At 70.9% G+C, this 24,617-nt stretch carries 21 protein-coding genes; 8 read left to right on the top strand and 13 right to left on the bottom strand.

Annotated elements, in window-relative coordinates; genetic code table 11:
* A complete protein-coding gene (locus OHB00_RS38715; protein WP_406442012.1) occupies positions 1-879 on the bottom strand; it encodes a PhzF family phenazine biosynthesis protein in 879 nt (292 codons plus the stop codon).
* Between the two features lie 26 nt (positions 880-905).
* Entirely contained in the window at positions 906-2,273 is a 1,368-nt protein-coding gene (locus OHB00_RS38710; RefSeq protein WP_406442010.1) for an amino acid permease, read from the bottom strand.
* Positions 2,274-2,425: 152 nt separating this feature from the next.
* Between OHB00_RS38710 and mmuM the strand changes: the two genes are divergently transcribed.
* Together mmuM and OHB00_RS38700 are read left to right on the top strand one after the other, a co-directional pair.
* Entirely contained in the window at positions 2,426-3,343 is a 918-nt protein-coding gene (gene mmuM, locus OHB00_RS38705) for a homocysteine S-methyltransferase (RefSeq protein ID WP_406442008.1), read from the top strand.
* Between the two features lie 162 nt (positions 3,344-3,505).
* Positions 3,506-4,564, top strand: coding sequence for a LacI family DNA-binding transcriptional regulator (locus OHB00_RS38700; protein WP_406442006.1), 1,059 nt, complete (start codon positions 3,506-3,508; stop codon positions 4,562-4,564).
* Here OHB00_RS38700 and OHB00_RS38695 read toward each other — a convergent pair.
* The 7 genes from OHB00_RS38695 to OHB00_RS38665 form a co-directional block, all read right to left on the bottom strand.
* Positions 4,538-6,097, bottom strand: coding sequence for a carboxylesterase/lipase family protein (locus OHB00_RS38695; RefSeq protein ID WP_406442004.1), 1,560 nt, complete (start codon positions 6,095-6,097; stop codon positions 4,538-4,540). The genes OHB00_RS38700 and OHB00_RS38695 overlap by 27 nt on opposite strands.
* A gap of 108 nt (positions 6,098-6,205) precedes the next feature.
* Positions 6,206-7,444 carry an alginate lyase family protein gene (locus OHB00_RS38690; RefSeq protein ID WP_406442002.1) on the bottom strand — a complete coding sequence of 413 codons (1,239 nt, stop codon included), beginning with the start codon at positions 7,442-7,444 and terminating at the stop codon, positions 6,206-6,208.
* Positions 7,445-7,473: 29 nt separating this feature from the next.
* A complete protein-coding gene (locus tag OHB00_RS38685; protein WP_406442000.1) occupies positions 7,474-10,587 on the bottom strand; it encodes an alginate lyase family protein in 3,114 nt (1,037 codons plus the stop codon).
* On the bottom strand, positions 10,584-12,110 hold the full coding sequence (locus OHB00_RS38680) for a glycosyl hydrolase family 28 protein (protein ID WP_406441998.1): 1,527 nt from the start codon (positions 12,108-12,110) through the stop codon (positions 10,584-10,586). Before OHB00_RS38680 ends, OHB00_RS38685 begins: the two co-directional genes overlap by 4 nt.
* Before the next feature lie 37 nt (positions 12,111-12,147).
* Positions 12,148-13,011, bottom strand: a complete 864-nt coding sequence (locus OHB00_RS38675; protein ID WP_406441996.1) for a carbohydrate ABC transporter permease — start codon at positions 13,009-13,011, stop codon at positions 12,148-12,150.
* The gene (locus tag OHB00_RS38670) at positions 13,008-14,006 is read right to left on the bottom strand and encodes a carbohydrate ABC transporter permease (protein ID WP_406441994.1); all 999 of its coding nucleotides are present in this window, start codon (positions 14,004-14,006) and stop codon (positions 13,008-13,010) included. The genes OHB00_RS38675 and OHB00_RS38670 overlap by 4 nt, the downstream gene beginning before the upstream one ends.
* Positions 14,003-15,352, bottom strand: a complete 1,350-nt coding sequence (locus tag OHB00_RS38665; protein ID WP_406441992.1) for an extracellular solute-binding protein — start codon at positions 15,350-15,352, stop codon at positions 14,003-14,005. Before OHB00_RS38665 ends, OHB00_RS38670 begins: the two co-directional genes overlap by 4 nt.
* A gap of 330 nt (positions 15,353-15,682) precedes the next feature.
* Between OHB00_RS38665 and OHB00_RS38660 the strand changes: the two genes are divergently transcribed.
* The 6 genes from OHB00_RS38660 to OHB00_RS38635 all read left to right on the top strand — a co-directional run bounded on the left by OHB00_RS38660 (position 15,683) and on the right by OHB00_RS38635 (position 21,951).
* Positions 15,683-17,011 carry an ABC transporter substrate-binding protein gene (locus tag OHB00_RS38660; RefSeq protein WP_406441990.1) on the top strand — a complete coding sequence of 443 codons (1,329 nt, stop codon included), beginning with the start codon at positions 15,683-15,685 and terminating at the stop codon, positions 17,009-17,011.
* A gap of 13 nt (positions 17,012-17,024) precedes the next feature.
* The gene (locus OHB00_RS38655) at positions 17,025-17,909 is read left to right on the top strand and encodes a carbohydrate ABC transporter permease (protein WP_406441988.1); all 885 of its coding nucleotides are present in this window, start codon (positions 17,025-17,027) and stop codon (positions 17,907-17,909) included.
* Positions 17,909-18,814 (top strand): carbohydrate ABC transporter permease, encoded by a 906-nt coding sequence (locus tag OHB00_RS38650; RefSeq protein WP_406441986.1) that lies wholly within the window; start codon positions 17,909-17,911, stop codon positions 18,812-18,814. The genes OHB00_RS38655 and OHB00_RS38650 overlap by 1 nt, the downstream gene beginning before the upstream one ends.
* Entirely contained in the window at positions 18,811-20,451 is a 1,641-nt protein-coding gene (locus tag OHB00_RS38645; protein ID WP_406441984.1) for a glycoside hydrolase family 43 protein, read from the top strand. Before OHB00_RS38650 ends, OHB00_RS38645 begins: the two co-directional genes overlap by 4 nt.
* Positions 20,452-20,652: 201 nt before the next feature.
* Entirely contained in the window at positions 20,653-21,717 is a 1,065-nt protein-coding gene (locus tag OHB00_RS38640; RefSeq protein WP_406441982.1) for a LacI family DNA-binding transcriptional regulator, read from the top strand.
* A 30-nt stretch (positions 21,718-21,747) separates the two neighbouring features.
* A complete protein-coding gene (locus tag OHB00_RS38635; RefSeq protein ID WP_406441980.1) occupies positions 21,748-21,951 on the top strand; it encodes a hypothetical protein in 204 nt (67 codons plus the stop codon).
* A 72-nt stretch (positions 21,952-22,023) separates the two neighbouring features.
* Here the strand turns inward: OHB00_RS38635 and OHB00_RS38630 are convergent, their stop codons facing one another.
* From OHB00_RS38630 to OHB00_RS38615, 4 genes are all read right to left on the bottom strand, one after another.
* Positions 22,024-22,266, bottom strand: coding sequence for a hypothetical protein (locus OHB00_RS38630; protein ID WP_406441978.1), 243 nt, complete (start codon positions 22,264-22,266; stop codon positions 22,024-22,026).
* Positions 22,263-23,135 (bottom strand): oxaloacetate decarboxylase, encoded by an 873-nt coding sequence (locus OHB00_RS38625; RefSeq protein ID WP_406441976.1) that lies wholly within the window; start codon positions 23,133-23,135, stop codon positions 22,263-22,265. Before OHB00_RS38625 ends, OHB00_RS38630 begins: the two co-directional genes overlap by 4 nt.
* A gap of 160 nt (positions 23,136-23,295) precedes the next feature.
* Entirely contained in the window at positions 23,296-23,946 is a 651-nt protein-coding gene (locus OHB00_RS38620; protein WP_406441974.1) for a ThuA domain-containing protein, read from the bottom strand.
* Positions 23,947-23,977: 31 nt separating this feature from the next.
* On the bottom strand, positions 23,978-24,535 hold the full coding sequence (locus OHB00_RS38615) for a membrane lipoprotein (RefSeq protein WP_406441972.1): 558 nt from the start codon (positions 24,533-24,535) through the stop codon (positions 23,978-23,980).
* Positions 24,536-24,617: the final 82 nt, after the last annotated feature.

Here is a 24,617-nt window from a genome sequence, read left to right as displayed (position 1 = left end):
CTACGGCTGCCGTCCGCTCGGCGGCGGAAGGCCAGGCTGCCTGGCCCAAGGCTGTGCGCGGGTGATCCGCGCCGCCCCGCCGACGAGGATCCGCGGGCCGTCCGCCGCGTGGCCGGCGACGGTCCTGATGGTCGCCGGAGCGCCGAGTGCGTCGCCCATGTCGGCGGTGAGGCTCCGCAGGCCCGCGCCGGTGAGGTGGGTGGCCAGGCAGGCTGTGCTGTTGGCGTTGGCGATGTCTTCGGGGACACCGATCGACGGGGCGAACATGCGGGCCGCCACTCGGCCGGCCGGGGTCGGGGCGGAGTACACGTAGCAGCCCAGCAGGGCCGGCCGGTCGCAGGCGGTGCGGAGGCGGTCCAGGTCCGGGGTCAGGGCCCGGACGGCGGACCGGGTGGGCAGCGGGACGAGGAGTCGCGGCCGTCCAAGGGTGGCGACGACGCAGCCGGGCGTGGTCCTGGCGAGGCCCAGCGCGGTGAGGACGTCCTCGTGTTCGCCGTCCTCGGGGGCGCGCAGACCGACGGGGCCCGGCGTGAACCAGCCCTCCAGGCCGCCGGTCCCGTCATGCCGGATCGCCCGGCCGGCCAGGGTGCCGCCCCGCGTTCGCAGGGTGACCTCATGGGTGCCGGTGCGCTCGGCGAGGACGGCAAGCGCCGCGATCGTGCCGTGGCCGCAGCCGGGGAGTTCGCCCTCGGCGGTGAAGAAGCGCAGTGAGGTCACACCGGCCGGCCGGTCGGCCGAGAGGAACACGGCGTGCGAGGCACCGGCCCGGGCGGGTACCTCGCGGCGCTCGTCGTCGGTGAGCGGCGCGTCGTCCAGGACCGCGGTGGGGCTGCCTCCGCGGCCGTCGCGCAGGCAGGCCCGAACGAGGGTGACGTTCACGGCGGTGAGCGTACCGGGCCCCGCCGTCACGCCGTCACGTCCTCCCGCTGCCGGCCCCGCAGCCACACGTACACCGGGATCCCCGCGAAGAGGAAGAGCACACCCTGGTAGACGGCCGCGTAGCCGGCGCCCGCGATCAGCCAGAAGGAGAAGGCGAAGGAAAGGGCGGCCACGATCAGGTCGCGGATCAGCGCCGGGGGGCGGACCCGGTCCCGGGTGCCCTGGGCCAGCCAGTAGAGCTGGGCGGCCGCCGAGAGCAGGTACGGGACGCAACCGGTGAACGTGGTGATCAGGACCAGGACGCGGAACGTGGTGTCCGGGCCCGCCGAGTAGTTGAGGGCGATGAGGAGGGTGCCGAGGACGGCGACCGCCCAGACACCGAAGCCGGGCACCCCGCCCTTGCCGGCCTTCGCGAACGGCTTGGGGAAGAGTCCGTCGCGGGCGGCGGCGTAGGGCATCTGCGCGGCCATCAGGATCCAGCCGTTGAGGCAGCCGACGATCGAGGCGACGGCGACCAGCGCGATCGCCGTGCCGCCCCAGCCGCCGCCGGTGATCGCGTTCACCGCGTCGGCGAACGGCGCGCCGGAGTTCACCAGCTTGTCGTGCGGGACGAGGCCGAAGACGGCGACGGTGCCGAGGAGGTAGACGAGCGCGGAGCCCACCGTGCCGAGGACGCTCGCGCGGCCGACCGTGCGCCCGGGGTTCTCGACCTCGCCCGCGCTGACCGCGGCCGACTCGACGCCGAGGAAGCTGTACAGGAGCAGGGCCGCGGCGGCGGCAAGGGCGCCGGGGGTGCTGTCGCCGGACGCGTTGAACGGGCCGAAGTTGTCCGTGTCGACGAAGAACAGGCCGACGGTGGCGACGACGAGGAGCGGGACGAACTTCAGGACCGTCGAGACGATCTGGACCGCGCCGACCCAGCGGGTGCCGGCGAAGTTCGCGGCGGCCGGCAGCCAGAGCGCGGCGAGCGCGACGGCGCCTTCGAGGACGTGGCTGCCGTGCAGGGGGATCAGCACGTCGACGTATCCGACGACCGCGACCGCCAGTGCCGCGATGCTGACCCAGCACATCGTCCAGTACGACCACGCGGAGAGGAATCCGGCGAACGGGCCGAACGCGTCCCGCGGGTAGACGTACAGACCGCCGGTGACCGGGCTGCGGCGGGCCAGCCTGCCGAAGAGCAGGGCGAGCAGGACGGCGGCGACGGACAGGACGGCGAAGGCGAGCAGGCTGACCGTGCCGTAGGGCGCGACGGCGGCCGGCAGGGCGAAGATGCCGCCGCCGATGATGTTGCCCATGACCAGGGCGGTCGCGGTGGCCAGACCGAAGGTGCGGCGGGGAGCGGACGGGGCCTGGGCGGGATTTGTGGCCTCGGTGGGGGTGGGGGCTGTCATGGCGCTTCCGTGAACGTGCGGGCGTGCGAGTGGGCGAGTGGGCGAGGGGCAGGGAGTCGGGTGATGGTAACCCGAGTGTCCACATGCTGGTCCGTCTGTTCATACCGTGGACACAGTCGGTCGTTCGGAGCCGGGTCGACTAGCGTCGGGGCATGACCAGCGACACCTCCCCCAGCCTCGCCGACGCCCTCGCCGCCGGGACGGTCGTGCTCGACGGCGGCATGTCCAACCAGCTGGCGTCCGCCGGGCACGATTTGAGCGACGAGCTGTGGTCGGCACGGCTGCTGGCCGACCGGCCCGACGCGGTGAGCGACGCGCACCTCGCGTACTTCAGGGCGGGCGCCGATGTCGCGATCACCGCCAGCTACCAGGCCACGTTCGAGGGCTTCGCCAAGCGCGGGATCCCGCACGAGGAGGCGGCCCGGCTGCTCACGCTGAGCGTGGAGCTGGGGCGCGACGCGGTACGGCGGGCGCGGGCCGAGGGGATCGTACGGCCGCTGTGGGTGGCCGCCTCGGTCGGGCCGTACGGGGCGATGCTCGCGGACGGCTCCGAGTACCGCGGGCGGTACGGGCTGAGCGTCGACGAGCTGGAGCGGTTCCACCGGCCGCGGCTTGAGGTGCTGGCCGGGGCGGGACCGGATGTGCTGGCGCTGGAGACCGTGCCGGACGCGGACGAGGCGGCGGCGCTGCTGCGGGCGGTGCGGGGGCTGGGGGTGCCGGCCTGGCTGTCGTTCAGCGTGGCGGGCGGGCGGACCCGGGCGGGGCAGCCGCTGGAGGAGGCGTTCGGCCTGGCCGCCGACGTGGACGAGGTGATCGCCGTGGGGGTGAACTGCTGTCTCCCGGAGGATGTGCCGGACGCGGTGGAGGTGGCCGCGCGGGTGACCGGGAAGCCGGTGGTCGTGTACCCCAACAGCGGGGAGGTGTGGGACGCCGAGGCCCGGGCCTGGACGGGGCGTTCGACGTTCGCCGCGCAGGAGGTCGCCGGGTGGCGGGAGGCGGGGGCCCGGCTGATCGGCGGGTGCTGCCGGGTGGGGCCGGAGGCGATCGCCGGGATCGCTCGGGTGGTCTGAGGTCGCGCCGGCACCGCAAGGGTCCTGTGGGTGGGCGACCGACCGTCGTGTGGGGCTGGTCGCGCAGCTCCCCGCGCCCTCACGGGGCGCTGCAGTCACGTTCCCTGTATCCGGCACGGGACGCTAAGGTCCCGTTGGGGAAGCGGTTGCTGGGGGGTGGGGTTGACCAGGAAGAACGAAGAGGCCGGGCGTAGCACCATTCGGGATGTCGCCGCCCGCGCCGGGGTGTCCGCGTCCACCGTGTCGCGGGTGCTCGCCGGTGACTATCCCGTCAGTGCCGCCACCCGTACGCGCGTGCTGCGTGCCGTCCGGGAGCTCGACTATGTCGCCGACGCTCGCGCCAAGGCGGTCGCCGGGGCCGGTACGCCCACGCTCGCCTTCGTACTGGAGGACATCACCGGGCCGTCGTTCGCGCACATGGCGCACGGGGTGGAGCGGGAGGCGGCCCGGCTCGGGCATCTGAGTCTGGTGTGCAGCACCGACGGTGACGTGCGGCGCGAGCTGGAGTTCATCGAGATGATGCGGGCCCAGCGGGCCGCCGCCGTGATTCTCGTCGGCGGAGCGGCGGACACGGCCGAGTACCGGGAGCGGACCCGCCGGACCGCCGACTCGCTCGCCTCGGCCGGCTCCCGGCTCGTGCTGTGCGGGCGTCCGCCGCTCGGGCCCGGCGCGCCGGTGACGGTCATCGAGTACGACAACGAGGGCGGCGCCTACGCCCTGGTCGCCCACGTTCTCGCGCAGGGCCATCGGCGGGTGCTGTTCCTGGGCGGGAAGCCGGACCACACGACGGCGATGGGCCGGGAGCGGGGATACCTGGCCGCCCACCGGGCCCGGGGTCTGGACCCCGACCCCGCTCTTCTCCTCCACGGCGACTTCACCCGGGACTCCGGGCACCGGCTGATGCGCCAGGCCCTCGCACGGCGGCTGGAGTTCAGCGCGGTCGTCGCCGCAACCGACATGGTGGCGGCGGGCGCGCTGACCGCGCTGCACGAGGCGGATCTCGCGGTGCCGGGGGACGTGTCGCTGGCCGGGTACGACGACATACCGTTCGCCCGCGATCTGCACCCGGCCCTGACCACCGTGCACGTGCCCTACGAGGAGCTGGGGCGGCTCGCCGTGCGGACCGCGCTCGGGCACGGCGGCGAGTCGGCCGGTGAGCACCTGCTCCTCGGCACGCATGTGGTCGTACGGGACTCAGTGGCGGCGTACGGCGGCCACTGAGCGGCGCAGCCGGCGTACCGCCAGGGTCAGTTCGGCCGATCGTTCGGGGCGGGTCGGCGGCGCCTCCCGGGTCCAGAGGGCGAACTCCGCGTCCCGAGGGCCGGACACCGTGTGGGGTTCACCGTCGCCGAGGACGCGGACCGGGTGGGTGTGGTCCCAGGGCTGCCAGCCGGGGTCGCCGCTGGTGGCGAAGCGCACCCAGGCGCCGTGCGTGGCGTCGGCGAGCTCCTGCGGGGCGCCCTCGCCGGCCAGCCGGGCCGAGTCGGGGTCCTTCCCGGTGTCGAAGACGAAGCCCAGTTCCAGGGCGTGGCAGGAGCCGAGGCCTGGGCGGTTGGAGGGCCAGGCGAACTCGTAGAGGTAGGAGGAGCCGGGGCGGGCCTCGGCCAGCCGGTGCAGCGGGAGGCGGAGCAGGTGGTCGGTGACCATCTGGCCGACGATCTCGGCAGGGCCGGCCCCGGGATGCAGGGCGCGGTAGCCGCGCGGCACCTCGTGGCCGGCGCGGCAGCGGGCCATGGCACCGGCGAAGGCCACCGGGCCGAGCCGCTCGACGTGGTCGACGAGGCCGCCGGGGACCAGCCAGAGCCGGTACTCGTCGCGGGTCCAGCCCATCAGCAGGTCGACGCCCGTGGCCGCCTCGCCGTCGAGGAGGGCCTGGAGGGGGTCGCGGGGGACGAGGTCGCCGTCGACGACGATTCCGAAGGCGGGGCCGCCGAGGACGGGGCTGCTGAGCCGGCCCACCTCGGCCTGGGTGCGCAGCAGCAGTCCGCGGTCGACCTCGGCGAAGGCCTGGGCGGTCGCGGGGATCCGCAGGCGGCCGGCCATCCGGCGGACCATGCGCCGTACCTTGTCCCGCTCCGCGGCCTCGGGTGGGCCGCTCTGCAGGACGGCTCGGCGGATCAGGCCCTGGGTCTGCGGCGCGGCGAGCAGGGCGCCGGCGCTGATGGCTCCGGCGGACTGGCCGCAGAGGGTGATACGGGCCGGGTCGCCGCCGAAGGCCGCGATGGTGTCGTGGACCCAGCGCAGGGCGGCGAGTTGGTCGCGCAGGCCCGGGTTGGGCGGGCTGTCCGGGAACAGGCCGTAGCCCTCCACCCCCAGCCGGTAGTTCACCGAGACGAAGACGACTCCGTCCCGGGCGAACGCGTGTCCGTCGTACACCGGTACGGCCGAGGATCCCCTGGTCAGGGCGCCGCCGTGCAGCCAGACGAGGACCGGGAGCCGGGCGCCTGGGCCCGGCTCCGGGGTCCACACGTTGAGGTTGAGGCAGTCGTCGCCAGGGATCACCGGGTCGGACAGATACTGCGCGAACGCCTCCGAGTACGGCGGCTTGGGCGCCGTCGGCCCGAAGGCGCCCGCGTCCCGGACGCCGTCCCAGGGCTCTGGCGGTACGGGCGGACGGAACCGGTGTTCCCCGAAGGGCGGGGCGGCGTACGGGACACCGCGGAACACGGCGACCCCGTGCTCCCACCTGCCGCGTACCGCTCCGCAGGGGGTGTCCGCCACCGGGCCCTTCGATCCGGTCCCGTCTGCCGTCATCGGCCCACCAGCTCCTCCCGCCGCGTGTCCCGGTACGCCGGTACAGAAAGAGCACCACACTCGCTCCCGGTATTCCGGCTCACACGGCGGCCGGACGGATACGGGCGGCTACTTGGCGTACATCAGGGTGCCGAAGCCGAGCTGGTCGTAGCCGCCGCTGGTGGAGCCGTAGTCCCCGCCACCGCCCTCGGGGGCGACGAGGTCGTAGTACATGGCCGAGATGTACTTGTCGTCGAGGTAGAGGCGCCGGTTGTAGTGGAAGTGGAGCATCGCCCACACGGGGCGGAGCTGGCCGCGGGAGCCGTCGGAGATCACCGTCTGGGAGGACTGGGCGCAGCTCTGCCCGGTACCCCAGGTGTAGGTGGTGTACGGCACGTCCTGGCCGAGGTTGTACTTGGCGACGTACTGGGCGGCCTGCATGAAGCGCCGGCTGTCGTACGAGTAGAGGTCGTCGCCCTGGTTCCAGGCCATCTCGCAGATCGCGCCCATCTGGCCCATGCCCATGACGGTGTGGCCCTGGTCGCGGCCGGACTCCTGCCACTGGCCGAGGCCGTAGCCGTCGGAGTCGGTGTAGAGGTACGGCACGGCGTGCGCGATGGAGCCGTTGCCCGCGCCGGACTTGAAGTAGTCGACGGCCTGGTCGTACTTGGCCGCGTCGTCGGTGAGGATCCCGATGGCCATGACCGAGGCCATGTTGCACAGGTCCCAGTTGGCCCAGTAGTTGGTGATGCAGGCGTCGTTGTGGTTGGTCAGGAAGCTGTTGTTGAGCGGGTAGAAGACGTTGACCATCATCTCCTGGAAGGCGGCGAGGTCGAACCCGGCGTAGTCACGCATGAGTTCGGCCGCCTGGCAGAACTCCCATCCGTAGATGCCCGCGGCGAGGAACCGGTCGGCGTTTCCGGTGACGGTGGTCAGCGTGGACGACCAGGCGTTGAGGATCTTCACGGCGGTGTCGCCGTTGGCGGCCGTACCGCCGACCTTCCAGCGCAGCGCGTTCTGGTAGGCGGCGGCGATGTCGTTGTAGAGGATGCCGTAGTTCTCGCCGGTTCCTCCGCGGATGACGGTGGCCTGGGGGTTGGGCGTCCAGGTCGACGCGGAGTGGGAGTTGGCGGTCAGCTTGTTCCAGCCGGACAGCCAGGGGTCGGTGCCGGCGGCGACCCGCACCTTGGCGCGGTTGATGTCACCCGCGTTGTGCAGCATGCCGGGGTGGGTGAAGGCGGCCGGTGCCGCGTCGGCCACCCTGGGGGCGGTGACCGAGGCGGCGACGGCGAGCGCGGCGGCGGACTTCAGGACGTTACGGCGGCTCAACCGGTCCGTCGTGGTGGGTGGTTGTTCGCGGCGGCTCATCGCGAAGCTTCTCCTTCGGTGGGGGGAGTTCAGGTGAGTGCGACACTCACCTCTTCGAACTGCGCGGTGCCGAGGGCCTGCGGGGTGCGGGAGCACACCACAAGGCCCACGTGGTAGGGGGCGTCACCGAAGGTGGGGATCGTGCCCGTGGCGAGCGCGGTCCAGGTGACGCCGTCATCGGCGGACACGGCGGCGGCGAAGGCGGTCCCGGTGCGCTTCAGCCGCAGCAGCAGGGGCAGTCGGACGGCGGTGGTGCCGGTGAAGGCGGAGGCGCCGGCGACGGTCGGGCGCAGCATGAGCTGGGCGGTGGTGCCGCCGGTGACGATCACGCCGGCCGCCTGGTCGAAGGGCGAGAGCGACTTGGTCAGCAGCAGCCCGACCCGGTCCGCGGTGGCCCCGGAGCGGCCGACGAGGCGGGCGGTGAGCTGGCAGTCGCCGGTGACCTGCTGTCGTACGAACTGACCCGTCATACCCTGCGAGTTGACGTTGAGATCGACGCCCGCGCCGCGGACGGTGAAGGTGCCGTCGGCGTGGGCCGCGTCGCCCGGGGTGAGGACCGCGACGACTCCGAGGGTGCCGTAGGCGCGCCGGTCGAGGACCACGTCGCCGAGATCGCCACTGGTCCAGGGGGTGGGCAGGGCCGAGGCGGTGATCGTCGTCGGTGCCACGGTCGTGGCCGTGACGGTGGGCATCACCGCGCTCACCGCCGCCGAACGCGGGCCCGACCCCGCGCAGTTGGTCTTCGCCACGGCGTAGTGGTACGTCGTCCCGGACGCACCGCTCCCGTCGGTGTACCGGATCCGGGTGCCGAAGCCGACCGCGCCGATGTCCCGGGCGAGGGTCCGGTAGGGGCCGTCGGCGGCGAGGGCGCGCAGCACGGTGTAGCGGGCCGCGGGGTCCGGGTCCGTCCAGGTCAGCTCGGTTCCGTCGGAGCCGGCGGCGGCGAGCAGGTCGGCGGCTGCGCGGACCGGGCGGGGCACGCGCCAGCCGTTGCCGCCGGACCGGGAGACCACGCTGACGTTGTCGAAGGCGCCGGTGCCGGTCTCCGCGTAGTCCTCGTCGACGCCGAGGCAGGACGTGAGGACGAGTCCGGCGTATGTGACGCGTGACATATCACATACCGTCGACCCCACCTCGGTCCACCGGACCCCGTCCGCCGAGATCGCCCCGCTGAACCGCTCCCCCTCCCGGGTCACCCGCACCCAGTACGGCGCCCGCAGCCGGTACCCGTCCCCGGCGCCCTCGACGTACGGAGTTGCCAGCGGCGTCGCCGACGCGGGCAGCGCGCCCAGGTCGGAGATCGGGAAGCCGGCGCCGGAGGTGATCGTCTGCTGCTGGCTGGGCGGCACCGGCGTGCTTCCGGTGGCGGAGATCTCGGCCCCGGCCGTCGGCCGCACGCTCCACACCCCGCTCCAGGTGTGCAGCGGCAGCCCCTGGATCAGCATCGAGGCGTGCGCGTCGGACGGGTCGAGCGAGGACCTGAGGGTGACGCCGATCTTGGCGTACTGCGAGCTGAGCGGCCAGACGATCCGGGCGGTGACGCTGCCGTCGCCGTGCAGCGGGAGGTGCACGAGACGGTAGGTGTCGGCGGTGCCGCTCGCCTCCAGCACGAACCGCTCACCGTCGAAGCGTGCCGAACCCGGGGTGTGCACGGCACCCAGGTCCTCGGTCCGCCAGCGGCCCGGGAGCCCCGCGGTCGCCGAGGCGACGGCCGAAGGCCCGCTCTCGCCCAGGGAGTTGGCGGAGACGACCGAGTAGTAGTACGTGCGGCCGGGACGTACGCGTCCGTCGGTGTACGACGGCGACCCGACGCCCTCGGCCAGCGGCTCGTAGGGGCCATCGGGTTGCTCGGCGCGCCGCACCGCGTAGTCCGTCGCACCCACCGACGGCAGCCAGGACACCGTCACGGCACGTTCGTCGCCGTCGGCGGTGACGCCCGCCGGAGGGGTCGGCACGCCCGGGGCGGGGGCCGTACCGCCGGCGTAGGCGAAGGTGCCCCAGCTCGGCAGGTCGTCGTTGCTGCCCTCGACGGCCCGGGTGCCCCCCGTACCCCGGAACACGGCGGCCTTCGTGTACGGCGCGTCGAGGCCTCGCACGCCCGCGTAGTGGGCGTAGTACATCTCGTAGATCGGGGGCAGGGTGCCGCGGGAGATCGCCGACACCGCCGTCTTGAGGTACTTGCCGGTGCGGTCCAGGTCCGGGGTGAAGGGGACGTCGCCGCCGAGGTTGTAGCGGGCGGCGTACTCGGCGCCCGCGAGGATGCGGTTGCCGTCGTAGCCCCACAGGTCGACGCCCTGGTTCCAGGCGACCTGGGCGGCGTCGCCCATCAGGCCCACGGCGAGCTGTTCGTGGCCCTGGTCGCGGCCGGACTCCTGGCCCTGGCCGGCGTCGGTGACGACGCGGTGGCGGACGCTGCCGTTGCCCGCACCGGCGGCGGCGAAGCGCAGGGCGTCATCGAAGAGGGTGCGTTCCTCGCAGAACACGCCGATGGCCAGGATGGTCTGGAGAGCCGTCAGGTCCCAGTTGCCGTTGGCGTACAGCATGTAGCCGGAGACGGCCGGATACCAGACGTCGAGGAAGGACGTCTCGCAGCGCGCGATGTCGGCGTCCGTCCAGCCGTCGTAGCCGGTGTGGCGCAGGAGTTCGGCCGCGTTGGCGAACTTGAAGCCCTGCAGGCCGGCGCCGAGCGGGCCGTCGGCGCCGGTGACGACGGTGAGTGAGGCGGACCAGGCGTCGAGGATGTCGCGGGCCTTGTCGGCGTGGGCACGGTCGCCGGTGACGGCCCACAGGAGGGCGTTCTGGTAGGCGGCGGCCGAGTCCGCGACGGCCTGGTTCTGGAAGTTCGTGGGGCCGCGGCCCCAGGAGGTGATCTGGCCGGTGTTCTGGACGCTGTACGAGGACTGGGAGCGGGCGTGGGCAGCGAGAGCGAGGTAGCCGTCGTACACGGGCGACTGCCTGCCGTCGACCGCGGTTCGCATCCGGGCCAGGTCGTCGGCGGTGTGCAGGATCCCCGGGTGGGTGAAGGCGAAGTCCTGAAGGTGGCTGTCCGCCCGGGCCGCGGGCACGAACAGGGTGTTCGTGCCCGCGGCGAGCAGCAGCGCGCCGGAGGACTTCAGCAGGCCGCGGCGGCTGAGCGGAGTCACTGGGCGGCCGCCTCCGCCTCGGCGGTCGTGATGAACCTCAGGTTCGTCACGTGCTCGTTGTAGAACCACTGGATCTCGTCGGTGGTGTAGTACCAGCTCGGCTTCTTCATCGAGTCGGCGATGACGACGCCGTTGATCACCAGGTTCTCGAAGGTGACGTTGTTGATGCCGTGCTCGGCGTCGTAGCCGAGGAAGAGCGACGGGTTGGCGTGGGTGCCGGTGTAGCTGAGGTTCTTGACGTAGACGTCCTCGATGCCGCGGCCGACCGAGGTGTTGTACTTCGGGTTGAACATCACCTTCATGTAGATGACCTGGCCCCAGCGGAAGTCCTCGATCCGTACGTCCTCGATCCGCACGTTCTTGATGAGGTTGGAGTCGCCGGGGTTGAGGGCGATGCAGCCCTGGTAGTTCATCTGGGGTTCGCGGTGGTCGAGGACGTCGATGTTCCGGATGACCAGGTTCTCGATCGTCTCCGGGGCGTCCGTGTTGCCGTGCGTGCCGATGTTGATCGGGTGGGCGACGTCGGCCCACAGGGAGCAGTTCTGCACGGTGATGTCGCGGGTGTCGCCGTAGTAGTCCCAGCGGTGGGCGTAGATGGCGACGCAGTCGTCGGAGTTGCGCAGGAAGCAGCCGTCGAGGACGACGTCGCTGGAGGAGAAGATGTCGATGCCGTCGCCGTTGCCGCGGGAGCTGAAGCCGCGCACCTTCTTGATGCGGACGTTCTGGGCCTCGCCGAGGGTGGTGATGTAGCCGCCCGGGTTCATGATGATGACGTCCTCGACCCGGATGTTCTTGCTCCCCTCGCAGAGCACGCCCCCGCCCGGACCGGCCCAGATCATGCCGTGCCCCTTGAGGGCGGCCTTCTCCACGTCCTTGAAGTAGACGGTCGCCTTGAGGACGGCACCGCCGGCGAGATAGACCGTCTTGCCGCTGGGGACGGTGAGGGTGCCGCCGGTCACGGTCTGCACGCCGGGGCCGAAGTAGATGACGTCGGGGTCGTCGGCGGCGGGCGGGTGGTGGTCGACGTGGTTGGTGACGACGTGCAGGCAGTCGAAGATCTCGTCGTTGATCTGGACGACCAGGTCCTTCGGCTCGTCGAGGGTGAACCGCAGGGTGTCGCCGAGGAGTTCGGGCTTGATGCCGTACGAGTCCGGTCTCACCCGGGCCTTGGTGGTGCCGCCCTTGAGGTACGTCACCTCGATCTCCACGGAGCACTGGAAGTCGAAGTACACCAGGGAGGAGCTGTAGACCTTGCCCGAGCCGGTGGCCGGGTTGATCTCCTCGAACTGCGGCCGGTAGACGTCCAGGGTCTGCCAGTCGCCGTCGGGGGCGGTACGGACCCGCACCTGGAAGCTGGTGTTGGTCGGCACGGCGGACGGGCGGGGGTAGGTGACCAGCTTGGGCGCGGGACCGCGGTCCTCCGCGTGAGCGGCGGTCGCGGTCAGCCCGCCGGACAGGCCGGCGGCGAGCGCGGTGGCCCCCGCGGCCCGCAGTGCGGTACGGCGGGAGAAGGGCGCGTTCATCTCATACTCCTAGCGGTGAACAGGTCTGCAGACGGCGTTACTTGAGACCGGACGTCGACATGCCGGCGACGAAGCCGCGCTGGGCGACGAGGAAGACCAGCAGGATGGGGACGACGTACATGACGGAGGCGGCCGCCTGGAGGTCGGCTACGGGGGTGCCGGCCGAGTTGACGTATCTGGTCATCACGGCGACCGCGAGGGTGGACCGGTCGGTGGACAGCAGGAGCTGGGGTGCGATGTAGTCGCCCCAGGTCCAGGTGAAGGCGATGACGAAGCTCGCGGAGAGCACCGGCCAGGACTGCGGCAGGAAGATCCGCCAGAACATCCCGGCGTATCCGCAGCCGTCGACGATGGCCGCCTCCTCCAGCTCGCGGGGCAGGCCGGCGAAGAACTGCCGGAAGAGGAAGACCAGGTAGGGGGCGGAGGACAGGCCCCACAGCACCCACGGCCAGTAGGTGTCGACCATGCCCAGCTTGGCGAAGATCAGGTAGGTCGGCAGCAGGGTGATCATCTGGGGCAGCATCATCGAGCCGATGAGGATGCCGAACAGGGTCTTCCTGCCGGGCGCGGTCAGCCGGGCGAAGCCGAAGCCGACCCAGGCGGAGCTGAGGGTGACGAGGGTCGCGTAGATCGTGGCGATGATCAGGGAGTTGCGGGCGTAGCCGAGGAAGTCGACGAGCTGGTAGGCGTCGGCGAAGTTGTGCCACTCGAAGTGGGCGGGCAGCCAGTGGACAGGGGCGGCGGCGAGTTCGCTCTGGTCCTTCAGGCCGGTGAGGACCAGCCAGCCGAACGGTCCGAGGAACAGACCGGTGACGGCCACGAGGGCCGTGTAGAGGACGAGGCGGTTGACGCGTATCCGCACCCGCCCCTGGGAGGTGGGTTCGAGGCCGGCGGTGGTCACGGGTTCGCCTCCGGATCGACGTTGTAGAACACCACGCCGGACGTGAACCTGAAGATGAGTCCGGTCGCGACGAGGATCAGGACGAAGAGCACCCACAGCAGCGCGGAGGCGTATCCGTAGCGGCCGAGCGCGAAGTACTCCGAGAACACGTGGATCATGTAGGTGTAGTCGGACTGCGGAATCGTGGTGAGGCCGCTGGTGCCGGGGACCGGGGCCAGCAGCATCGGCATGATGGTCTGCACCGAGGCGATCACCCCGGTCACGGTCTGGAAGAGCAGTACCGGCGACAGCAGCGGCACGGTGATGCTGCGGAAGGTCCGCCAGGCGCTCGCCCCGTCGAGGCGGGCGGCCTCGTGGAGTTCGCGGGGTACGTCCTGGAGTCCCGCCAGCGAGATGATCATGACGTTGCCGGCGGCCCAGAGCACGGTCATGACGAGGACGTAGCGGGCGTAGGGGTCGGCCAGCCAGCCGATCGCGTCGAAGCCGAAGAACGTCCAGACGCCGTTGACCGCGCCGGAGTTCTGGTCGAAGAGGTTCTTGAAGGCGATGCCCGCGCCCACCGGCGGCACCACGGCGGGGAGGTAGAGCAGGGTGCGGAACAGCCCACGCCCCTTGATCGGCCGGTTGACCAGGACGGCGAGCGCCAGTCCGGCGACGATCGACAGCGGTACGGACACCACCGCGAACAGGCCGGCGCGGCCGAGGGCGTTCCAGGTCTGCGAGTCCCCGGCCAGCTCCCGGTAGTTGCCGAGGCCGACATAGTGCCAGTGCGGGGAGATGCCGTCGTAGGTGGTGAAGCTCAGCCACAGCGCGAACGCCATGGGCGCGATGGTCAGCAGCGTGAACCCGATGATCCACGGTGAGGTGAACATGTAGAACGCGCGGTGCCTGCGCGCGGCCATCGTGGTGCGGGGGCGCTCGGCCGATCGGGTCCGGCCGGTGTCCGCGGCCGGGCCGGGCCGGTCCGCCAGGGAGGGAAGCTGATGTGTCGTCATCCGACCTGCTCCTTCCCGCGCTTGAGCTGCCTGTTGATGACGGAGTTCAGGTGTCCGGCGAGAGTGTCGACGGACATCGCGCCGTTCATGGCAGGCGTGGCGACCTGGTTGAAGAGGGATTCGAAGGCGTCCACCGAGATGTAGGGGCTGACGGCGATCACCGAGAAGTGCCTGAGCTCGTTCTCCTGCGCCTTCAAGGTGCGTTTCTGGTACTCCTCCTTGGCCGGCATCAGCGGCCGCAGGGACTTCAGAGAGGGGATGCCCCAGCCGCTGGTGGCGCGTGCCCTGGCCGGTGCCTCCCCGAAGAACCACTCGAAGATCCGCCAGGCGGCGTCCTTGTGGTGTGCCTTGCGGGGCATCCACAGCCCGGTACCGCCCTGGCAGGCACTGACCCGCGGACCGCCCGCGAAGACGGGGGCGGGGGCGAGCCGGGACACCTTGGCCAGCTTCGCGTCGGTGCCGATCAGGCCGCCCATCCAGTAGCCGTTGTTCGACATGGCCATGCGTCCGGCCTGGTAGGTCGGGCCGTCCCAGCCGTTGGGGTCGGGCAGGACGGGGCTGGGCCCGACCTTGGCCTTGCAGTAGTCGAGGTACCAGGCCAGGGCCCTGCGGGCCTCGGGCGTGGTGAAGTCGACCTCGGCGAAGTCGTCGCTGAACAGGCTGCCGCCGGCGGAGGCGGTCATGGTCGCCATGAGGGTGAGTTTGACGAGGCCGTTGTAACTGCCGCCGAAGACGGTCGTCTGCCCCTTGGACCGCTGGGCGAGCCGCCGGGCGTTGTCCAGCCACTCGTCGAAGGTGATGGGTTCGGTCTCGGACGGGTAGCCGACGCCCTTCTTGTCGAAGGCGGCGGTGTCGAACCAGAACATGGAGTCCTGGGAGAAGTCCTTCGCCATGCCGTAGCGGGGCCCCTTGCCCTGGGACCTGCCGTCGTAGCGCCACAGGTCGTTGACGGGGTCCAGGTCGTCGAGCCGCAGGACGCTGCTCCCGGCGAAGTAGGTGTCCAGTTCCTGCATCACGTCCCGGGCCGCGAAGTACGCCGCGTCCACGGCGCCGACACCGCGCACCAGGTCCGGCGGGTTGCCGCTGGTGAGCATCGCGATCAGCTTGGTGATGTCGTAGTCGACCTGCTTGATCGTGATGCCGGTTTCCTTCTTGGCCTGCGCGACCAGGTCGGGCGTGATGTCGCCGGCCTTGACCATCACGGTGACGGTCTCGCCCGAGCCGCTGACCCCGGTGGACACCTGGAGCGCACAGCCACCGAGCGACGCCGCGCCGGCCGCCGCACCCGCCGCCGACAGGGCGAGGAAGCGGCGCCGGCTCACCGGGGCACGGGCGTGCGTCTGCATGGACTACCCACTCTCTGCGTTGAGATGACGGAGTACCCGATCGTTGGCAACCGGTTGCTATGAGCGGTGAGGGGAGCTTCAACCCGTAGAAGAGCGTCGTCAAGAGGCGCGACGAACTTTCGAAAACCCTTCGGCGGCAACCGGTTGCTCTTGCGTACCGGTTGCTGCTCACGGACCGTTCGACCGACCGCACGTCGAAAGATTCCGACTCATACCCCTTGCTGGGAGCGGCCGGGCCGTCCTACTGTCCCGTGGAAACCGGTTTCTAAGGCACTGCCGAGCCGCCGCCCTCTTCTCCGAGAGCGCCAACCTCCGAAGGAACACGGTCTGATGAACTCCACCAGGTTGGTCCGCGCCGCGATCGCGGGCCTCACGCTGACAGGTCTGCTCTCCGCCTGCGGCGGATCGGGCTCCGGCTCCGGCGGTTCCGACTCGGCCTCCGGTCCGGTCACCCTGCCCTTCTGGGGCTGGGCGAACGGCCAGGAGGCCGTGGTGAAGGCGTTCAACGCCTCACACAAGGACGTCAAGCTGAAGTACACGAAGGTCACCGACCAGCTGACCATGCAGAAGCAGCTCACCAACGCGGTGAAGGCGGGCAACGCGCCCTGCCTGGTCCAGAACACCGCCGAGTACGTGACGAGCTGGGTCGCCCAGGGCGCCCTCGCCGACATCACGAAGTACGTCAGCGCCGACAAGGACAAGTTCAACTCGGGTTCCTGGTCGGCCGCGCAGGTGCAGGGCAAGCTCTACGGCGTTCCCACCAGCTCCTCGCCGAACTTCACCATCTACCGCACCGACATCTTCCAGAAGTACGGCCTCAAGGCCCCCACCACCTGGGACGAGTTCATCGCGGCGGGCAAGGTGCTCAAGAAGCACGGCGTCAAGATCACCAACTATGCCGGTGAGGACCCCAGCACCCTCGAAGTGCTCGCCATGCAGGCGGGCGCCCACTGGTACTCGATCGACGGCGACTCCTGGAAGGTGGACTTCCAGGACGCGGGCAGCCTGAAGGCCGCCGACGTGATCCAGCAGATCATCGACAACGACCTCGACTCCAAGCTGTCGTTCGCCGACTACGCCGCCGTGCAGCGCAACTACGACAACGGCGGTACCGCGACCCGGCAGATCTCCACCTGGCAGATGGCCGGCATGGTGCAGAACTTCACCAAGTCCTTCGGCAAGTGGGCCCTCGCCCCCTGGCCGGCCTTCACCGGCGAGGCCGCCAAGACCCCGGCGGGCACCAACCTCACCGGCAGCGTCACCCTCGTCACCAAGCAGTGCTCCCACCAGCAGCAGGCCGCCGAGGCCGCGTTGTGGATGTCGACCGACTCCGGCGCGGTGAAGACGATGGCGAGCCCGACCACCGGCAACGGCGTGATGCCCGCGCTCGCCGACAGCAGCGCCTACGTCGACGAGGCGATCTCCCAGAAGCTTCTCGGGTCCGACTACGACCCGGCGAAGAAGGTCGTCACCGACAGCCTGAACACGGTCACCACCGACTGGACCTTCGGCCCCGACTGGACGGCCATGTTCACGGAGCTGCAGAACGGCTGGGCGAAGGTGGTCAGCAAGCAGCAGAAGGTCACCGACCTCCTCGCCCACATGCAGCAGTGGACGGTCAACGACCTGAAGTCCCGCGGCATCAGCGTCAAGGGCTGAGGCGGGCACCCGGATGGTCCGCTCCCAGCGCTGGAAGGGCGCCGCCTTCACGGTGCCCTTCCAGCTCGGTTTCGTCTTCCTCTACCTGATCCCGATCGGGTACGCCGTCTACGAGTCGCTGTACCGCTCCCAGTCCTCCGGTCTGGGCCTCGGCGGCAGCACGGACAGGTTCTCGGGTCTGGCCAACTACCACCAGGGCCTGACCGACCCGGCGTTCCTCGACTCCGTACTGCGCGTGCTCCTGTTCGCCTGCGTCCAGATCCCCGCCATGCTCCTGATCAGCCTGCTCCTGGCCCTCTTCCTGGACGCGCTGACGTCCCGGGCGGCGGGCCGCTTCCGGGTGCTGCTGCTGGTGCCGTACATGATCCCCGGCGTGGTCGCGGCGATCGTCTGGATCAACCTCTACAGCCCGGACGTCGGCCCCCTCACCCCGCTGGCCAGAGCATTCGGCCTCGACTGGAACTTCTTCGCCCCGTCGATGGTGTGGCCGTCCATCGGCAACCTGCTCACCTGGCACGGCATCGGCTACAACATGGTGATCATCTACTCGGCGCTGCAAGGCGTCCCGCGCGAACTGTTCGAGGCGGCACGGCTGGACGGCGCCTCGGAGCGCCGCATCGCCCTGAGCATCAAGATCCCCTACGTGCGCGGTGCGCTGGTCCTCACCGGCATGCTGTCGATCATCCAGATGCTCCAGATCTTCAACGAGCCGGCCCTGTTCCGGAACGTCACACCCCAGACGGTGAGCGACAGCTTCACCCCGATCATGGTCATCTACAACCAGGCGTTCAACGCGGGCAACTACCACTACGCGGCCGCCCTTTCGGTGCTGCTGGCCCTGATCCTCGGCGTCGCCTCCTTCCTCTTCTACCGGCTGACCTCGAAGGAGGCCGACTGATGGCACTCACCGAGGAGCGCACGAGGACGCACGCCGTCCGCCGCATCGCCAGGCCCGACCCGGCCGCCCGTTCCCGCGGCGGACAGCGTTTCCTCCTGGTCGGCCTGGTCCTGGCCGGCGCGTACAGCCTCTTCCCGGTCTGGTGGCTGCTGGTCGCCGCGACGAAGGACCGCACCGCTCTCTACCAGAGCAACGGCCTCTGGTTCTCCGGCTGGCACCTCTGGGACAACCTGCACCAGCTGTTCACCTACGAGAACGGCATCTTCCTGCGCTGGACCGCCAACTCCTTCCTCTACGCCGGAGTCGGCTCCCTCGGCGGCACCCTGATCGCCCTCGCCACCGGCTACGGCCTGGCCCGCTTCGAGTTCCCGGGCCGCAGCCTGGTCTTCGCCTGCGTGGTCGGTTCCTTCCTGGTCCCGATCGCCCTGCTCACTCTTCCGCTGTATCTGCTGTTCTCGAAGATCGGCCTGGTGGACACCCCCTGGGCGATGCTGATCCCCTGCCTGATCAATCCGTTCAGCGTCTACCTGGCGAAGGTCTACACCGAGGCCACCGTCCCCTACGAACTCCTCGAAGCCGCCCGCATAGACGGCGCCGGCGAAGTACGGATCTTCTTCTCGATCGTCCTGCGCATGATGACGACCGGCGGCGCGACGGTCTTCCTGCTGGCCTTCGTCAACACCTGGAACGCCTTCTTCCTCCCCCTCACGGTCCTGCGCGGCGAGGAGAACTGGACCCTCAACCTGGGCCTGTACAACTGGTCCGGCAAACGCCTGGAGTCGGGCGTGGACCTGACCAGCCTGGTCCTCACGGGCGCGCTCCTGTCCATCGTCCCGATGGCGATCATGATGATCGCGATGCGCCGCTACTGGCGTACCGGCGTCACCCTGGGAGCCCTCAAGTGACCGAGCTCCACAACCCGGTGGTCCGCGGCTTCGCCCCGGATCCCTCCCTGGTCCGCGCCGGCGACTGGTACTACCTGGCGAACAGTTCCTTCGAGTGGTTCCCGACGATCCCGATCCACCGTTCGCGCGACCTGGCCCACTGGGAGTACGCGGGCCATGTCGAGGGTGCGGCCCCCGGTGACACCCTGGCCGGCGTCCCCGACTCGGGCGGCATCTGGGCCCCGTCCCTGAGCTGGGACGGGGGGCGCTTCTGGGTGGTCTACTCGATCGTCCGCTCGGTGGGAACGCCCTACTTCGACGCGGACACGTACGTCAGTACGGCCACGGAGGTATCCGGCCCCTGGAGTCCCCCGCGCCGCATCCCGAGCCACGGATTCGACCCCGCGCTCTTCCACGAGGGCGGCCACATCTGGCTCCTCAACCTCCAGAACGACCACCGCCCGGGCGGCCGGCGCTTCGCCGGGATCGTCGCCACAGAACTGGACCGGGAGACGCTCGCCCCCGTCGGCACCACGCACCTCCTCCTCCAGCACGACCGGTTGATCGAGGGCCCCAAGCTGCTGAAGCGGGACGGCTGGTACGTACTGGTGCTCGCGGAGGGCGGCACCGGGTTCGAGCACGGAGTGCGCGTGGCCCGCAGCCGCGACCTCACCGGCCCGTACGAACTCGACGAACGCCCCCTGCTGACGGCACGGGACGATCCGGAGTGGCCACTGCAGAAGGCGGGGCACGCGGAGCTGGTGGAGACACCGGAGGGCGAGTGGTACCTGAGCCACCTGACGGCACGCCCGCTGAAGACACCGGAGGGCCCAAGATGCCCCCTCGGCCGGGAAACGGCGATCCAGGCGGTGACGTGGGACGCGGAGGGCTGGCCGAGACTCCGGCACGGGGATCCCCGTCCGGCGCTCACAGTCGAGATACCTACGGTGAGGCGCCCCGACAGGGGCGCGGGGCTGCATTCGCTATGCGGCTACCGCCGGGTGGGCGCGACCACCCCCCACCGGCCCGCACCCGACACCACACCCCTCTACTACACCCTCCGCTCCCCGACAGCCCCCTCCACAGTCGACCCCACCCCCCGCCCCGGCCGGCTGCGCCTCCGCGGTCACCACGGCCCCGACTCCCTCTGGTCCCACAACCTCCTCGCCCGCCGCATCACCGAACACCACACCGAGGCCCAGGTAACCCTCCAGGCCACCCCCACCACCTTCACCCAGTCCGCGGGCCTGCTCCTCTGGTACAACACCGAGGCCTACTACGCCCTCGACCTCACCTGGGCGGAACCGGAAGGCGAAGGCCAACTCGGCCAGCAGTGGCGGCACACCGGCCGAACCGTCCTCGCCCTGACCACCCGTGACGGGAACGAAACCCGACGACGGGCCGTCGTGGAGGTACAGGCCGGCACCCCAGTCACCCTCGGCGTCACAGTCCACCGCACCGAGGCCCGGTTCTGGCACCTCCACAAAAACGCCCGCTCCCCCATCGGCCCGCCCCTCGACTTCACCCGCCTCTCCGACGACCACGGCTCCCGCCTCCGCTTCACCGGCGCGATGGCGGCGATCCACGCCGTGGACCTCGTGGACGCGGCTTTCACCGCGGACTTCACGGACTTTCGAGTCATCTGCACACCCGTGTAGCTCCGACCCGCCCTGTTCGAAGTTTCGAAAGTGCCGCCGCCGAGGATCCCGCGATTTCCCAGGTCTTCACGCCGTGTTGACGTGCACCTATCGTAGGAAGCGCTTACTGCACGGCTTGCACGCAGACCGCGGAAGCAGCGTTGGTCGCAACTTTCGTTACTTTCGTTGGCCCAAGGGCGGGCCGGAGAGGCGGGTTTCCCCATGGTCCGTGCCGGAGGTACGAGCGTGGCGGCGGCCGGTCCGACGCTGGCGGTGGTGGCCCGCGAGGCGGGCGTCTCCGTGCCGACCGCCTCGAAGGTGGTGAACGGCCGTGACGACGTGGCACCCGAGACCCGCCGCCGGGTCACCGAGGCCCTCGAACGGCTCGGCTACGTCCGTCGGCCGCGGTTCGACGCGACGAAGGCACCCACCCTGATCGACCTGGTCGTGCACGCACTGGACAGCTCGTGGTCGGGCGCGGTGCTGCACGGGGCCGAGGAGGCGGCGCACGAGGCGGGTCTGGAGATCGTCGTGTCGGCGGGGCTGGCCCGCAACCGGGCCGGGCGCCCGGAGCACGGCTGGCTGGACAAGCTCACCGCGCGCGGTTCCTCCGGGGTGCTGTTCAACCTGGCCGAGCTGACCCAGGCGCAGTACGCCTGGCTGGACCACCACCGCATCCCGTACGTGCTGATCGACCCCGTCCATGAGCCGCCGGCCGGCGTGGTCTCGGTCGGGGCGGCGAACTGGCAGGGCGGGGTCACCGCGACCGAGCACCTGCTCGCGCTCGGCCATGAGCGGATCGCGGTGATCGCCGGCAACCGGCGCCGGATGTGCAGTGGCGCCCGGGTGGCCGGCTACCGCTCGGCGCTCGCCTCGGCGGGACTGCGCCATCGGGCCGAGTACGTCCGGCACGCGGGATTCGACCAGGACACGGCCCGGCATCGTATGCACGAGCTGCTCGACCTGCCGGAGCCGCCGACCGCCGTGTTCGTCTGCTCGGACCGGATGGCGCTCGGGGTCTGCGCGGCACTGGCCGAGCGCGGGCTGCGGGTGCCGGAGGACGTCAGCGTGGTCGGTTTCGACGATCTGCCCGAGGCACGCTGGGGGACCCCGGCGCTGACCACGGTCCGCCAGCCCCTGTCGGAGATGGCGGCGACGGCGCTGCGGCTGCTGGTGCGGCTGATGCACGGGGAACGTCCGGAGGGCACCCGGACGGAGCTGTCGACCAGGCTGGTGGAGCGGGCGAGCACGGCGGCTCCGCCTGCCCGTTCGGCCGTACGGCGGTGACCGCGCCCTCGTCAAGATCGTTTCCCGGGCATGAAACCCACCCTGCGCACCGCGGCGGCCTGTGCCCTGGCCGCCGCCGCCATGACGACGGCTCTGGGCACCGCCTGGGCCACGCCCCTGACCCTCGCCCCGGCCCGGCACCACACCACGGTGGCCGTCCTGGCCGACGAGCACGACCCGAAGGAGGACGTGGAGCTGGACGAGAACGGCCGCCCGGACCTGGGCGAGGACTGAAGCGCCCCACAGGGGCGCGGGGAACTGCGCGACCAGCCACAACGGTCCCGCAGTTCCCCGCCGACCACTCGGTCAGTCGTCGTCCTGCCTAGGCTCACCCAGCAACGCCTGGATCGCGTCCACGGCGCTGCCGTCGTGATCGCTGCCGGCCGTGCCCCGCCCGGCCTGGACGTTCGCCGTGCGGTCCACCTCCAGGATGGAGTCCGCGTTGGAGTTGTCGATCACCGTGATCAGACCGCCGGCCGCGTGCACGGGGGCCGTGGCCACTCCGAGCAGTGCCGCCGCGACGGCCGCGGCGGTCCCCAACCGCGTCACACGCCCACACCCTCGGGCTCGGGCTCGTCGAGTCGTTCCCGGGCGATGTTGCGCTCCAGCAGGGTGGTGGACGCCTTGACGCCGACACCGCCGGCCGGGTCGACCGACGGCAGCCGGCCGTCCGCGGCCTTCAACTCGCTCAGCGCCGAGTCCATCGCCTGGTGCGCGGCGAACAGACAGGGAGTGGAGTAGATCGCCACGTCGACACCGAGGCCGTCCAGCTCGCTGAGCGAGAGGCGGGGCGACTTGCCGCCGGCGATCTGGTTGAAGAGCAGCGGTTTGTCGCCGACGACCTTGCGGATGCGGCGGATCCACTCCTCGCTGCGCACCCCGTCGACGAGGATCACGTCGGCGTCGGTGGCGGCGAGCCGCTCCGCGCGGTGCAGGATGTCGTGCTCGTCGGTGGCGTCCGTGCGGGCCACGACGACCAGGTCCTGGCGGGTCTCCAGGACCTTCTCCAGCTTGTCCAGGTACTCCTCCAGCGGCAGCACCTGCTTGCCGTCGGCGTGTCCGCAGCGGCGCGGCCGCTTCTGGTCCTCCAGGATCACCCCGGAGGCACCGATCCGCTCCAGCCCCTCCACGACATGGCAGGCGACCTCCGGGTCGACGTACCCATCGTCGATGTCGACGAGGAGATGGTGGTGCGGGAACGCGCCCCGCAGCCGCTGGACGAAGGCCACCATGTCGGGCCAGGCGATGAACCCGATGTCCGGCAGGCCGTAGTACGAGGCGGCGAAGCCGAAGCCCGATACGAACATCCCGTCGTAGTGTTTGGCCGCGATCGACGCCGAGTACATGTCGTACACGCCGATCAGCGGGGTGGTCCCCGGCCCGGCGATCTGCTCGCGCAGCTTCTTCCCGTAAGTCAAGGTCCGGCTCCTCCTGTGGGTGGGTGGCGCGGCGGCACGACCGACCGCCGCGTCTCTACAGCCCTTTGCCAAGACAAGAGCATCTCTAGATACACACGTGACTATCTCCGTGCGCGACCTTTACTCACCCCAATGGCGGATCGGTTTCACCGGAGAAACGTCACTGGTCGAGCTGTGCGGCCCAGGCGAGGCCCCCGTGCACATGGGCCAGGAAGGCCGGATCCCGGTAGGCCTCCCGGGCGTGCCCGAGGGCCGTGTAGAACACCCGTCCGGCCCCCTGCGCACGGCACCAGGCCAGCGGATGGTCGTCCCCCATCCGGCCCCCGTCGTACGACGTCTCGTCGGCACGCAGGAGCACCCGCACCCGGCCGCGCGGGTTGTCGCGGAAGTCGTACCACTCGTCGGCGAAGTCCCAGACGGCGGGCAGGTGCCGGGTCGCGGGGTGGTCGTGGTCCTCGACGAGCGCCCGGCCCGGCTGGTAGTCCGGGTGGCGGTCGAAGCGGGCGCCGAGGAGTTCGCCGTAGTGCGGCCAGTCGTACTCGGTGCAGGCCGCCGCGTGCACCCCGGCGAAGCCGCCGCCGACCTCCACGTAGGCGGCGAGCCGCGCACGCCCTGCCGGTGTCAGGATCTCCCCGCTGGTGGAGAGGAAGACGACGGCCGCGTATCCGTCCAGGGGCTGTTCGAGGGCGGCCGGGTCCTCCGTGGCGTCGACGTCGAAACCGGTGAACTCCCGTACGGCGGCGACGGCGTCGGGGATGGACTCGTGGCGGTAGCCGGTGGTGCGGGTGTGGACGAGCAGTCGACGGGCCATGTCGGCATGATCGCCCACGGATGGGGACGGCTCAAAGGCCCGGCGTCGGCACGCTGTTGTCGGGCGGGCCGCCGTCGCCGTTGGTCGGCAGGTCGCCGCGCTGCACCGGCTGGTCGTCGGTGAAGGCCGGGTCGGGTGTGGGCAGCAGGGTGTCGAGTTCACCGGCGGTGGGACGGTGGACGGCGCGCACCGCCTTGCTCAGCACCGCGCCGGAGACCCCGCCCTCGCCCTCCAGCCACACCACGCAGTCCTTCTTGTCCACCTCGTACCTGTGGTGCCCGGCGTTGCCCGGCCGGTCGGTGTAGAGGTGGATGACGGCGCCGGTCCGGTCGGTGTACGCGGCGGAGAAGCCGTCGTCTCCCTGCACGCCGACGGACTGCTGGGCGAGGGTGAAACCCGGCGCGTCGGTGACGTAGACCAGCTCCGGGGCCATTCCCAACGCCGCTGCCTTGGAGGCCAGTTCGGCCGGGTCGGCGGGAGCGCCGGTGTCGGCACCGGAGTCCCCGGATCCCGCCTTCTCGGTGCCGCAGCCAGTGAGCAGGGCGGTGGCGAGCAGCAGGGGCGGCAGGACGCGCACGGCACGGATCATGCACCCATCGTGCCGCACAGGTGCTCCACAGGGGAGCGGTTTTTCTCGCACCCCCAGACCCCGGCGCCCCACCGGGAACGGG

Origin of the sequence: Streptomyces sp. NBC_00631 (assembly GCF_045206895.1) — a bacterium.
GTDB lineage: Bacteria > Actinomycetota > Actinomycetes > Streptomycetales > Streptomycetaceae > Streptomyces.
This window is presented reverse-complemented; position numbering and strand designations above follow the sequence as displayed.